Raw genomic sequence first — 11,983 nt, 5'->3', positions numbered from 1 at the left:
GTAACGCAGTCGTAATTCTGGAGTAACACTTATAGGGATGGTCTCCCCCCTCGGGATGGGAGGCTTCATTGGTCTGCGCACCGGCGACGGCGCCGCGCGCACCCCGCCCGGTCGTACCGGAGTTCCGGGGTCCCAGGCGTCCGCCGTGCGCGGATGCGCCCGGGCCCCTTACACCGATGCCGCCGGAAACGATCCGGTCGAACCGACCCCGGTCAGCCGTTCCGGCAACCCCCGTCTGAAGGGACCCCAGGTGACCCGTCCTGACACGAAGAGCCGCATCGCCTCCTTGCTCGACGACATCGAGCGGCGCAATCCGGCGCAGCCCGAGTTCCTCCAGGCCGCGCACGAGGTGCTCGAAACGCTGGCTCCGGCCCTCTCGCAGCGCCCGGAGTTCGCGGACGCGGCCCTCGTCGAACGGCTGGTGGAGCCCGAGCGGCAGATCATCTTCCGTGTCCCGTGGCAGGACGACCACGGCAAGGTCCACGTCAACCGGGGCTACCGCGTGGAGTTCAACAGCGCGCTCGGCCCGTACAAGGGCGGTCTGCGGTTCCACCCGTCGGTGAACCTGGGCATCGTGAAGTTCCTCGGCTTCGAGCAGATCTTCAAGAACGCGCTGACCGGTCTCGGCATCGGCGGCGGCAAGGGCGGCAGCGACTTCGACCCGCGCGGGAAGTCGGACTCCGAGGTCATGCGGTTCTGCCAGTCGTTCATGACGGAGCTGTACCGGCACATCGGTGAGCACACGGACGTGCCGGCGGGCGACATCGGCGTGGGCGGCCGGGAGATCGGCTACCTGTTCGGCCAGTACCGCCGCATCACCAACCGCTGGGAGGCGGGTGTCCTCACCGGCAAGGGCGCGCACTGGGGCGGTTCGCTGATCCGGCCCGAGGCGACCGGGTACGGCAACGTCCTGTTCGCCGCCGCCATGCTGCGCGAGCGCGGCGAGGACCTGGAGGGCCAGACCGTGGTCGTCTCCGGTTCCGGCAACGTCGCGACCTACACCATCGAGAAGCTCGCCGCCCTCGGTGCCAACGCGGTGACCTGCTCCGACTCGACCGGCTACGTCGTCGACGACAAGGGCATCGACGTCGAACTCCTCAAGCAGGTCAAGGAGGTCGAGCGCGGCCGGGTCTCCGACTACGCGGAACGGCGCGGCGCGTCGGCGCGGTTCGTCGCGAACGGCAGCGTCTGGGACGTGCCGGGCGATGTCGCGCTGCCCTCGGCCACCCAGAACGAGCTGGACGCGGCCGCGGCGGCCACCCTGATCGGCAACGGCGTCAAGGCGGTCTCCGAGGGCGCCAACATGCCCACCACCCCCGAGGCGGTCCACCTCTTCCAGAAGGCGGGCGTCGCCTTCGGCCCCGGCAAGGCGGCCAACGCGGGCGGTGTCGCGGTCAGCGCGCTGGAGATGAGCCAGAACCACGCCCGCACCTCGTGGTCGCGCGAGCGGGTCGAGGACGAGCTGACCGCCATCATGAACAACATCCACGCGATCTGCCACGAGACCGCCGAGCGCTACGGCGTCCCGGGCGACTACGTCAGCGGCGCGAACATCGCGGGCTTCGAGCGGGTCGCGGGCGCGATGCTGGAGCAGGGCGTGATCTGACCGGGTGGCTTCGGTCTGAGCTGAGCTTCAGAGGGGTCCGTACGGGTTCGTCCCTACGGACCCCTTCACCGTGTCCGGGTTCAGACGCTCGGGTAGAGCGGAAGGTCCGCCGTGGAGATGATCCAGTCGGCGATCGTCACGTCCTCGCCGTAGACGAAGTCCTTGCGGGTCGCGTAGCGGGGGCCGTCCGGGGTGGAGTGGATGTCGGTGAGGACGGCGCCGGTGCCGGTGCGGGGGTCGAAGATCGCGTAGACGGGGATGCCCATGAGGGGGTAGTCGCGCATCTTGCTGACCCAGTCGTTGTCCGGGTTGGAGCGGGACACGATCTCAACGGCGGCGATGAGCGTGAGCGGGTCGAAGGACCTGTCTCCCTCCATGTCCGCCTCTGCGATCACCATGATGTCGGGGCGGGGCATGATGCTTTCCGGCGCCACTTCGACATCAGGTTCGCCCGTGTGGGCCGCGATCTCCTCGGGCATGACCTTCTCCAGGCGTTTCCGGAGACGCAACGCGGTGAGCTCGTGCTGCCGGACCGGCGACGTCATGTCGACGACGATCCCTTCCTTGGTGATCTCGAATTTGCCGGGAAGGGTGCCGTCCGTGGACTCCACGAAGTCGCGCATGGCCCGGTACAGGTGGGAGGTGCCCTGCCGCGCGTCGTCCGGGGCGATGGTCATGGCGCTCGCTCCTCGTCTGTGCCCAGGGGCAAGGATCGTCACGTTCATGCTAGGCGGCCTCCGGGGGATCGGATCGGCAGTCGCGACACAGTCCGGGCTCGGCCGTGCGGATTCCCCTGTCGCAGCCGTCGCAGTTCCGGAGCGGATGCCGGACGGCCGGGGGTGGTGCGGGGGCACGGAACGGGGGTGGTGGCGGCAACTGGGCCGTGAGGCGGTGGGCGAGGAGGGCGACCGGGCGGTGCAGGGGCTCGTCCGGCAGGGTGCTCGTCAGGGCGTGGCGTACGGCGGTGGGGGTGAGGTCGCGTTCGAGCCAGGCGGCGACGCCAGGGGCGAGGTGTTCGGCGTCGGAGGCGGAGAGGAGGAGGCGGGGGTCCTCGCGGCGGAGACCTGCGAGGAGGTCGATGGCTGTCTGGAGGAGGGCGGGGGAGGCGTACGCGGGCTGCGGGACGGCCGGGAGCGCCTTGCGGCGAGGGCGGTCGGCCGGTGCCGGGCGTCGGGCGGGCGGCCTGTGGGCTGCGGTCGCGTCTGCCGTGCGGTGGTGTCCCGGGCGGTTGCAGGAGACCGTGCGGGTGACGATCCGGCCGTCGGGGGTGCGTTCGCGGGTGCGGCGCAGGTAGCCGTGTGCCTCCAGCTCGCGCAGGGCGGCGGAGATACGGGTGGCGCCCTCGGGGAAGCGGGAGGCGAGGGTTTTGATGTCGATGGGGGCGCCGGTGGGGAGCGACTGGATGTGGAGGCCCAGCCCGATGGCGAGTCCGGACAGTTCCGGGTGCTGGGCGAGGTGGTTGCCGACCACCGTGAAATTGCTGGTGTGGTGGACGTTGTCGTGCACGACGCCGGAATGAGGGCGCCTGCGAGGGTGATTCTTGCCCGGGATACGGGACTGGGGGCGCGCGGGCGCGCTAGGGTTTTCACTGTCCATCAGGAAGCTCCGAACTTCCTCGGTGGTCAGGCCCTCGCAGGGATTGCTACTCCCGGCGGGGGCCGTCGCATTTCCTGCCGCAGGTCCGCGGATGTCTGCGGATGCCTGTGGTCGTGATCTGTCGCGCTGAGCGTAGAACAGGCAACCCACCTCAAATCCAGTCCAGTTGGGCATATTCACTCGGGGGAGTGATGCTGCGCCACGGGCGGGAGGGGTGGGGTTTGGTGGGGTTCTTTCTCCCCGGTGGTTCTTGGGGGAGACCGCTGGTCACGCCGGAGCACGGGTCTTCACGTTCCGGTTTCCGAAGTCTCAGTTCGGCCCAGGCGGTCTTGCGCGGGGGCGGTCCCGGTGTCACGCCCCAGCGGTCCGCGAACGCGTCCACGAGGAGCAGGCCGTGCCCCGAGTCGATGTCGGCCTCCGCCGGGCCGAGTCGGGGAAGCCGGTCACCCACGGTGTCCGTCACCTCGATGCGGAGGGTGTCGCCGACGACGTACAGCGTGAGCCGGAAGTCCCGTCCCGGTACGCGGCCGTGCGTCGCCGCGTTGTTCGCGAGCTCGGCGACGATCTGGTCGGCCGGGCTCAACGGCAGCTCCCAGGAGCGGAGTTGTTCGGTCGCGAGCAGCCTGGCCAGACGGGCACCGCGTGGCGTGGGGGACAGCAGCACGCTGAAGTTGCGGACGGGTTCGACGCGTTGGGCCTCGGGCCCGGCGGTTTCCTGATTCACGTCACTCAGCGTGTCCGACTCCGCCTACGGTGAGCTGCGATGACGTCGGTGCGTACGGGGTTTGTCCGGTCGTTGTCCCGATCTGTCCCGGCTGTCCTGGGTGTCGTACGGGAACGGTGCGCGTTGGAGGTGGGTGGGTGTGAGCAGCGAGAGTGCGGACGAGCCGGGGTGGGACGTGAGCCCCGAGGACGAGATCGCCCCGGTGGTCGAGGCGACCGGCCGCCAGGTCAGGCTCTGGCGGGAGGCGGCCGGGATGCGAGTGGTCGAGTTCGGGCGGGCGATCGGGTACGGGGAGGACCTGGTCCGGAAGGTGGAGCGGGGCGCGCGGATTCCCCGGGCGGACTTCCTGGACCGCGCGGACGACGTCCTGGACGCCGGCGGGCATCTCCGCGCCTTCAAGGAGGACATGGAGAAGGCCCGGTACCCGAAGAAGGTCCGCGAGCTGAAGATGCTGGAGGAGCGGGCGGTCGAGCTTCTGCTGTACAGCAACCACAACATCCATGGGTTGTTGCAGACGCCCGAGTACGCGCGTGCGTTGCTCGGTACCTGGCGGCCGGCCTATTCGCCGGACGAGCTGGAGCGGATGGTTGCCGCGAGGGTGGCCCGCAAGTCCGTCTTCGAGCGGTCGCCGGCTTCCGAACTCAGCTTCGTCCAAGAAGAGGTGACCTTGCGCCGACCTGTCGGGGGCACAATGGTGCTGCGCCGTCAGCTCGAACACATGCTGGAGGTGGCCCGGTTGCCATTCGTGGAGCTTCAAGTGATGCCGACAGGTCGCGCCGATCACCCGGGCACGGGTGGGCGGATCCAGGTGCTGAAGTTCGGGGACGGTACTGCCGTCGGGCGCACGGACGACGAGTTCGCCGGGCGGCCGGTTTCGGACCCACGGCATATCCGGGTTCTGGAGCTGCGGTACGGCATCATCCGGGCCCAGGCACTCACGCCGGGAGAGTCCGTGGCTTTCATCGAGCGAGCGCTGGGAGAAACGTGATCCACATGACCTCCACCGATATCTCCTCGGATCTTCTCTGGTTCAAGAGCAGCTACAGCAGCAGCGAAGCCGGCGACTGCGTCGAAGTCGCCCTGGAGTGGCGCAAGAGCAGCTACAGCGACAGCAGCAACGGAAACGACTGCGTCGAGATAGCCCCCACCCCCACCGTGATCCACATCCGTGACTCCAAGAAGCCGGGCGGCGCGCGCCTGGTGATGGCCCCCGCCGCCTGGTCGGCGTTCATCGGCTTCGTCGCCCAGGGCTGACCGGGGGAGCGGCGATCCACCCGCAGAGCTACGCGCGTACCGTGTTCGCCGCCCTGGGCGGAGTCGTCGAGATCGGCGCGGTGAACCACACCGGCACCTGGGACCTGGTCGATGTCTCGGTGGGGGACTTCCTGGCGCCCAGGGGCGAGGACATCGCACGGATCATGGCGGCGGTCCGGACGATCGGCCGGTTCGACGCGTCCGTCATGGCGATCTCGGACGAGCTGGGATACCTGCGCGAGCACCCGGTCGAGGCGCCGTTCCTGCTGCTCTGGTCGGCGGGCGTCACCTGGGTTCCGGAGTCGGCGGAGAACGTCGCGTATCTGGAGGAGCCGCACGTCGTACGCCGGATGTGCCGCATGGGCGCGGATCTCCAACTGGCCAGTCTGCTGGATGCCTTGGTGACCGCCGGCATCGCGGCCGGAGTGGACGCCGAGGAGGGCGGGAGCCTGGTCGCCGGGATCATCCGCGTCGCCTGTGAGCTCGTGGGCGACACCGGGCGCAACACTCCCGAAGGCGTCTTCCGGATGTGGCGGGTGGCCGAGCTTCCGGACACCCTGCGCCCGGACTCCGGTGCGCCGGAGCAGGGCAAGGCGGGGTACAGGGCGTACGACGCGGAGCTGGAGCGGTTGCTCGCGCCGTTCTGAGGCCCGCCGGGAGAGCGGTCACTGCATGTTCTGCACGTGCGGATGGTCGTACGAGGACACGCACACGTAGATCTGCATGCTGTAGCCGCGGCCGATGTTGAGCCGGGTGGCGCAGGCCGGGCCGAGGAAATGCAGGCCGTCGTACCCGGCGTCCTCCAGGGGGCGCCAGCTGCCGCTGCCGCCGTCCCATTCGGAGCCGTCGACGGTGAGCAGCGGGCGGACGTCCGCGCCGCACTCGGGGCAGGACATCGGGAACGGATCGCTGAAACTCCAGGGCGCGTGGCCGCCGAGCTTGCAGCCGGGGGCGACGCTGAGGTCGTACTGGTAGTCGACGGCCTCGATGTCGTCCTCGTCGTCCGGGTCCTCGTCGTCAGGGTCCTGTTCGTCCTCCCAGGCCTCGATCCGGTCCGCCAGTTCCTCGGGGAGTTCGTGCGGCGCCGGGTACTCGGTGACCGTCTCGGGGTGGAGGAGGCACGGTTCGGGCAGGTAGTCGTCGCTGCCGATCACCGACGGCTCCGGGGGCGCGGGGAGCGGGTCGGTGACGTCGGCGGAGGCCCGCCAGTACAGCTCGGCGGCGGGGAGGTGGTCCTCGTCGTGGTCGAAGGGGCACCAGAGGACCTGCAGCAGGTCGGTGCCGGCCGGGCGGGGCAGCGCGGGGATGTCGGCGGCGTAGAGCTGGACCACGGGGACGAGCGGGACCGGGCCGTCCTGCGGTATCCGCGTCTTCGCGACGGCACGGTCGACGATCACGCGCTCCTCGGGGGTGAGGAAGTCGGCGCCCTCGGCGCGGGGCCGGGTCCAGCCGTCGGCGAGGATGCGCCGCCGTAGCCGTACGTCGTCGGGGGCCAGACCGCTGTGCGTGGGCGCGTCGTGGTCGGGGCAGGTGGGCCACGGCTCGTCGGCCGGCCACAGGAGGGGGCCGCCGATCGAACTGTCCCTGACCGTAGGGGTACTTGGACGCGGATGCAGTCGGACGGCGGTACGGGCCAGGGGCGCGAGCTCGGGGAAGAGAGCGGCGACGTCCAGGGGGCGCGGGGGAGTGGTGCGGGACATGGGGCGAGGCTACGGGTCCAACGGGAGCCGGAACCGAGGGAGGTCGCGGCACGGCGGCACGGGCGGTGTCACGCCGCCGGCGGAGACCGCGGATCGAGCGCTGGAGAATCCGGCCGAGGGAATCCGCCGGCGGGGACTCCACGGCCTGGCGCGGAGCGTCACCGGCGGGGGTGCGCTTTCCGGCGCATTTGCCCCGAGTTTGCCCCGAGCGGAGATTTCGGCCGGCCCGCCCGCGTGCCCGGGGTTTGACCTGCGTCACCTTGGGGGTACGATCCTCGGCTCGATTGGCCAGGGGGCCGTCCGGTATGGCAGACTAACGGGGTTGCTCGGTCGAGTGCCGATGCTGCGCGCCTCCCGTCGGGAGGACTGGAAGCGAGTCCCACAGTACTCGTCGCCCAATCTGTCGTGAGGCAGCGCTGGGGCGGACGTACGGGAATCTTCCGGGAAGTGTCAGCGGGGTGCAGACCAGGCACCCGGTGGGTGTTCTCACCCCCGGTCCTGCGGTTGCTTTCGGGCGGAGCCGCGTCCCTCGTAGGGAAATCCGTGACGGATATCCCTGTCGGCAGGAGCGCGACACACCCGACCGCGTGGGTCGGAGGTCAGGACGCGAACCCCCGGGTACCAGAGCGTTTTAATCGAGACAAAGGACTACTGAGTAGCCATGGCGGGACAGAAGATCCGCATCCGGCTCAAGGCCTACGACCACGAGGTCATCGATTCGTCGGCGAAGAAGATCGTCGAGACGGTGACGCGCACTGGTGCGTCGGTCGCGGGCCCGGTGCCGCTGCCCACTGAGAAGAACGTGTACTGCGTCATCAAGTCGCCGCACAAGTACAAGGACTCTCGCGAGCACTTCGAGATGCGCACGCACAAGCGCCTCATCGACATCCTCGACCCCACGCCCAAGACCGTTGACTCCCTGATGCGACTCGACCTCCCGGCCGGTGTCGACATCGAGATCAAGCTCTAGGGATCGGTGATCTGAGAATGGCTAAGCAGATCAAGGGCATCCTCGGCGAGAAGCTCGGCATGACGCAGGTGTGGGACGAGAACAACCGTGTTGTTCCCGTCACCGTCGTCAAGGCCGGCCCGAACGTCGTGACCCAGGTCCGCACGAACGACGTCGACGGCTACGAGTCCGTCCAGATCGCGTTCGGCGAGATCGACCCGCGCAAGGTGAACAAGCCCCTCAAGGGCCACTTCGCGAAGGCCGACGTCACTCCCCGCCGCCACCTCGTCGAGATCCGTACCGCTGACGCCAGCGAGTACACCCTCGGCCAGGAGATCACCGCTGAGGTGTTCGAGGCCGGCATCAAGGTGGACGTGACCGGCAAGAGCAAGGGCAAGGGCTTCGCCGGTGTCATGAAGCGTCACAACTTCAAGGGCCTCGGCGCCGGACACGGTGTCCAGCGCAAGCACCGCTCCCCCGGCTCCATCGGTGGCTGTGCCACCCCGGGCCGTGTGTTCAAGGGCGTCCGCATGGCGGGCCGCATGGGCAACGAGCGGGTCACCACCCAGAACCTGACCGTTCACGCCGTTGACGCGGAGAAGGGCCTGCTCCTCATCAAGGGAGCGATCCCTGGTCCGAACGGCGGCCTCGTCCTGGTCCGTACCGCGGCCAAGGGGGCCTGAGGACATGAGCACCATTGACATTCTGTCGCCCTCCGGCGACACCGCCGGGACCGTTGAGCTCCCGGCGGAGATCTTCGATGTAGAGAAGATCAGCATCCCGCTGCTTCACCAGGTTGTCGTCGCGCAGCTGGCCGCGGCCCGTCAGGGCACGCACAAGGTCAAGCGTCGTGGCGAGGTCCGTGGTGGTGGCCGCAAGCCTTACCGCCAGAAGGGCACCGGCCGCGCCCGTCAGGGTTCGACCCGCGCGCCGCAGTTCGCCGGCGGTGGCGTCGTCCACGGCCCCACGCCGCGTGACTACTCGCAGCGGACCCCGAAGAAGATGAAGGCCGCGGCCCTGCGCCACGCCCTCACCGACCGGGCCCGCAACGCTCGCATCCACGTCATCACCGGCGTGATCGAGGGCGAGACCCCCTCCACCAAGGCCGCGAAGAGCTTCCTCGGCAAGGTCAGCGAGCGCAAGAACGTGCTCCTGGTCATCGAGCGCTCCGACGAGGCCGCGCTGCTCTCCGCGCGCAACCTGCCCCAGGTCCACATCCTGGAGCCGGGCCAGCTGAACACGTACGACGTTCTCGTCTCGGACGACGTGGTCTTCACCCAGGCCGCTTTCGAGTCCTTCGTGTCTGGCCCCCAGGCCGCTGACACCGAAGGGAGCGAAGCCTGATGGCTACGCGTCACCCGAGCATTGCCTCGAAGGCCGCCAAGGCCAAGAAGGTCGCGCGCGTCGCCAAGGCGAAGCGCCACGAGGCCGAAGGCAAGAACACCGTCGAGACCCCGCTGAGCAAGAGCTTCACGGATCCCCGTGACGTCCTCCTCAAGCCGGTCGTCTCGGAGAAGAGCTACGCGCTGCTCGACGAGGGCAAGTACACCTTCGTCGTGGACCCGCGGGCCAACAAGACCCAGATCAAGCAGGCCGTCCAGGCGGTCTTCTCGGTCAAGGTCACCGGGGTCAACACGATCAACCGTCAGGGCAAGCGCAAGCGCACCAAGACGGGCTTCGGCAAGCGTGCCGACAGCAAGCGCGCGATCGTGACCCTCGCTGAGGGCGACCGTATCGACATCTTCGGCCAGGCCTCCTAACGGAGTGCCCTGGTCCGAATATCGGACGAGGACTGAGAAATGGGAATCCGCAAGTACAAGCCGACTACGCCGGGCCGTCGTGGCTCCAGCGTCGCCGACTTCGTCGAGGTCACGCGGTCCACGCCGGAGAAGTCGCTGGTTCGCCCCCTGCACAGCAAGGGCGGCCGTAACAATTCCGGTCGTGTGACCGTTCGCCACCAGGGTGGCGGACACAAGCGCGCCTACCGAGTGATCGACTTCCGTCGTCACGACAAGGACGGCGTGCCGGCGAAGGTCGCGCACATCGAGTACGACCCCAACCGCACCGCGCGCATCGCGCTGCTGCACTACGCGGACGGCGAGAAGCGCTACATCCTCGCCCCCCGCAACCTGTCGCAGGGTGACCGCGTCGAGAACGGTCCCGGGGCCGACATCAAGCCGGGCAACAACCTGGCGCTCCGCAACATCCCGGTCGGTACCACGATCCACGCGATCGAGATCCGTCCCGGTGGCGGCGCCAAGTTCGCCCGCTCCGCCGGTGCCTCGGTGCAGCTGCTCGCGAAGGAGGGCACGATGGCCCACCTTCGTATGCCTTCCGGTGAGATCCGCCTGGTCGACCAGCGCTGCCGCGCCACGGTCGGCGAGGTCGGCAACGCCGAGCAGAGCAACATCAACTGGGGTAAGGCCGGCCGTAAGCGCTGGCTGGGCGTTCGCCCGTCCGTCCGCGGTGTGGCGATGAACCCGGTTGACCACCCGCACGGTGGTGGTGAGGGCAAGACCTCCGGTGGTCGTCACCCGGTCTCGCCGTGGGGTCAGAAGGAGGGTCGTACTCGTTCGCCGAAGAAGGCTTCGAACAAGTACATCGTCCGCCGCCGCAAGACGAACAAGAAGCGCTAGGAGCGGGTTTAGATGCCGCGTAGTCTCAAGAAGGGACCCTTCGTCGACGGACACCTCGTAAAGAAGGTGGACGTACAGAACGAAGCCGGTACCAAGAACGTCATCAAGACCTGGTCCCGTCGCTCGATGATCATCCCGGCCATGCTCGGCCACACGATCGCGGTGCACAACGGCAAGACCCACATCCCGGTGTTTGTCACCGAGTCGATGGTCGGCCACAAGCTCGGCGAGTTCTCGCCGACGCGCACCTTCCGGGGTCACGTCAAGGACGACCGGAAGTCGAAGCGCCGCTAACGCGGGGTGGAATCGACCATGACAGACACTGGAAGGACAACCATGGAAGCCAGGGCCCAGGCGCGGTACATCCGCGTCACGCCCATGAAGGCCCGCCGAGTGGTGGACCTTATCCGTGGCATGGATGCCACGGAGGCTCAGGCGGTCCTGCGTTTCGCCCCGCAGGCCGCGAGCGTGCCGGTTGGCAAGGTGCTTGACAGCGCCATCGCCAACGCCGCACACAACTACGACCACACCGACGCCGGCAGCCTTGTCATCTCCGAGGCGTACGTCGACGAGGGTCCGACCCTGAAGCGGTTCCGGCCGCGCGCCCAGGGCCGTGCCTACCGGATCCGCAAGCGGACCAGCCACATCACCGTGGTCGTCAGCAGCAAGGAAGGAACCCGGTAATGGGCCAGAAGGTTAACCCGCATGGGTTCCGGCTCGGCATCACCACGGACTTCAAGTCCCGCTGGTACGCCGACAAGCTGTACAAGGACTACGTCAAGGAAGACGTCGCCATCCGTCGGATGATGACGTCCGGCATGGAGCGCGCCGGCATCTCGAAGGTTGAGATCGAGCGCACCCGTGACCGTGTGCGGGTGGACATCCACACCGCGCGTCCGGGCATCGTCATCGGCCGCCGTGGCGCCGAGGCCGACCGCATCCGCGGTGACCTCGAGAAGCTCACGGGCAAGCAGGTCCAGCTGAACATCCTCGAGGTCAAGAGCCCCGAGACCGATGCTCAGCTCGTCGCCCAGGCCGTTGCCGAGCAGCTCTCCTCCCGCGTCTCCTTCCGTCGCGCCATGCGTAAGAGCATGCAGGGCACGATGAAGGCCGGCGCCAAGGGCATCAAGATCCAGTGCGGTGGCCGTCTCGGCGGCGCCGAGATGTCCCGCTCGGAGTTCTACCGCGAGGGCCGTGTGCCCCTGCACACGCTCCGCGCGAACGTCGACTACGGCTTCTTCGAGGCCAAGACGACCTTCGGCCGTATCGGTGTGAAGGTCTGGATCTACAAGGGCGACGTCAAGAACATCGCCGAGGTCCGCGCCGAGAACGCCGCTGCCCGTGCCGGCAACCGCCCGGCCCGTGGCGGTGCCGAGCGCCCGGCCGGCCGTGGTGGCCGCGGTGGCGAGCGTGGCGGTCGCGGTCGTAAGCCGCAGCAGGCTCCGGCTGCCGAGGCCCCCAAGGCCGAGGCTCCCGTCGCCGCTCCGGCTGAGAGCACCGGAACGGAGGCCTGACCGA

The 11,983-nt window shown here is 68.7% G+C and carries 16 protein-coding genes; 12 read left to right on the top strand and 4 right to left on the bottom strand.

Annotation, left to right across the window (positions count from 1 at the left end; translation table 11 throughout):
• Window positions 1-250: 250 nt before the first annotated feature.
• Window positions 251-1,606 carry an NADP-specific glutamate dehydrogenase gene (gene gdhA, locus ACFYW9_RS06055; protein WP_389145363.1) on the top strand — a complete coding sequence of 452 codons (1,356 nt, stop codon included), beginning with the start codon at window positions 251-253 and terminating at the stop codon, window positions 1,604-1,606.
• Window positions 1,607-1,686: 80 nt separating this feature from the next.
• Here the strand turns inward: gdhA and ACFYW9_RS06050 are convergent, their stop codons facing one another.
• The 3 genes from ACFYW9_RS06050 to ACFYW9_RS06040 form a co-directional block, all read right to left on the bottom strand.
• The gene (locus ACFYW9_RS06050) at window positions 1,687-2,283 is read right to left on the bottom strand and encodes a Uma2 family endonuclease (protein WP_389145360.1); all 597 of its coding nucleotides are present in this window, start codon (window positions 2,281-2,283) and stop codon (window positions 1,687-1,689) included.
• A gap of 49 nt (window positions 2,284-2,332) precedes the next feature.
• Entirely contained in the window at window positions 2,333-3,202 is an 870-nt protein-coding gene (locus ACFYW9_RS06045; protein ID WP_389145357.1) for a helix-turn-helix domain-containing protein, read from the bottom strand.
• 151 nt (window positions 3,203-3,353) lie between these two features.
• Entirely contained in the window at window positions 3,354-3,926 is a 573-nt protein-coding gene (locus tag ACFYW9_RS06040; protein WP_389145354.1) for an ATP-binding protein, read from the bottom strand.
• 139 nt (window positions 3,927-4,065) lie between these two features.
• On the opposite strand from ACFYW9_RS06040, the gene ACFYW9_RS06035 reads away from it, so the two are divergent.
• The 3 genes from ACFYW9_RS06035 to ACFYW9_RS06025 are packed head-to-tail and all read left to right on the top strand — an operon-like array spanning window position 4,066 to window position 5,827.
• Window positions 4,066-4,914: a helix-turn-helix domain-containing protein gene (locus ACFYW9_RS06035; protein WP_389145351.1), complete on the top strand. Its 849-nt coding sequence runs from the start codon at window positions 4,066-4,068 to the stop codon at window positions 4,912-4,914.
• Between the two features lie 5 nt (window positions 4,915-4,919).
• Window positions 4,920-5,180 (top strand): DUF397 domain-containing protein, encoded by a 261-nt coding sequence (locus ACFYW9_RS06030; RefSeq protein ID WP_389145348.1) that lies wholly within the window; start codon window positions 4,920-4,922, stop codon window positions 5,178-5,180.
• A 41-nt stretch (window positions 5,181-5,221) separates the two neighbouring features.
• Window positions 5,222-5,827 carry a hypothetical protein gene (locus tag ACFYW9_RS06025; RefSeq protein ID WP_389145345.1) on the top strand — a complete coding sequence of 202 codons (606 nt, stop codon included), beginning with the start codon at window positions 5,222-5,224 and terminating at the stop codon, window positions 5,825-5,827.
• An 18-nt stretch (window positions 5,828-5,845) separates the two neighbouring features.
• Here ACFYW9_RS06025 and ACFYW9_RS06020 read toward each other — a convergent pair whose 3' ends face one another.
• Window positions 5,846-6,880 (bottom strand): hypothetical protein, encoded by a 1,035-nt coding sequence (locus tag ACFYW9_RS06020; protein ID WP_389145342.1) that lies wholly within the window; start codon window positions 6,878-6,880, stop codon window positions 5,846-5,848.
• Window positions 6,881-7,541: 661 nt separating this feature from the next.
• Between ACFYW9_RS06020 and rpsJ the strand changes: the two genes are divergently transcribed.
• From rpsJ to rpsC, 8 genes are read left to right on the top strand one after another with little or no spacing between them, the layout of a single operon-like run.
• Entirely contained in the window at window positions 7,542-7,850 is a 309-nt protein-coding gene (gene rpsJ / locus ACFYW9_RS06015; protein WP_003948644.1) for a 30S ribosomal protein S10, read from the top strand.
• Window positions 7,851-7,867: 17 nt separating this feature from the next.
• Complete coding sequence (rplC, locus tag ACFYW9_RS06010) at window positions 7,868-8,512, top strand: 50S ribosomal protein L3 (protein WP_037627001.1); 645 nt, start codon at window positions 7,868-7,870, stop codon at window positions 8,510-8,512.
• Between the two features lie 4 nt (window positions 8,513-8,516).
• Complete coding sequence (rplD, locus tag ACFYW9_RS06005; protein WP_037627000.1) at window positions 8,517-9,173, top strand: 50S ribosomal protein L4; 657 nt, start codon at window positions 8,517-8,519, stop codon at window positions 9,171-9,173.
• Complete coding sequence (gene rplW, locus ACFYW9_RS06000; RefSeq protein WP_189190335.1) at window positions 9,173-9,589, top strand: 50S ribosomal protein L23; 417 nt, start codon at window positions 9,173-9,175, stop codon at window positions 9,587-9,589. Before rplD ends, rplW begins: the two co-directional genes overlap by 1 nt.
• Before the next feature lie 39 nt (window positions 9,590-9,628).
• Window positions 9,629-10,465 (top strand): 50S ribosomal protein L2, encoded by an 837-nt coding sequence (gene rplB, locus ACFYW9_RS05995; RefSeq protein WP_153289116.1) that lies wholly within the window; start codon window positions 9,629-9,631, stop codon window positions 10,463-10,465.
• 12 nt (window positions 10,466-10,477) lie between these two features.
• Entirely contained in the window at window positions 10,478-10,759 is a 282-nt protein-coding gene (rpsS, locus tag ACFYW9_RS05990) for a 30S ribosomal protein S19 (RefSeq protein ID WP_024755409.1), read from the top strand.
• A 42-nt stretch (window positions 10,760-10,801) separates the two neighbouring features.
• On the top strand, window positions 10,802-11,149 hold the full coding sequence (rplV, locus tag ACFYW9_RS05985) for a 50S ribosomal protein L22 (RefSeq protein WP_006604878.1): 348 nt from the start codon (window positions 10,802-10,804) through the stop codon (window positions 11,147-11,149).
• Entirely contained in the window at window positions 11,149-11,979 is an 831-nt protein-coding gene (gene rpsC / locus ACFYW9_RS05980; RefSeq protein WP_389145337.1) for a 30S ribosomal protein S3, read from the top strand. Before rplV ends, rpsC begins: the two co-directional genes overlap by 1 nt.
• Window positions 11,980-11,983 lie beyond the last annotated feature (4 nt).

It is taken from the genome of Streptomyces sp. NPDC002698, from assembly GCF_042888945.1.
Taxonomy (GTDB): domain Bacteria; phylum Actinomycetota; class Actinomycetes; order Streptomycetales; family Streptomycetaceae; genus Streptomyces.
Note: the sequence above shows the minus strand (reverse complement) of the source record. Positions and strands in the feature narration are given on the sequence as shown.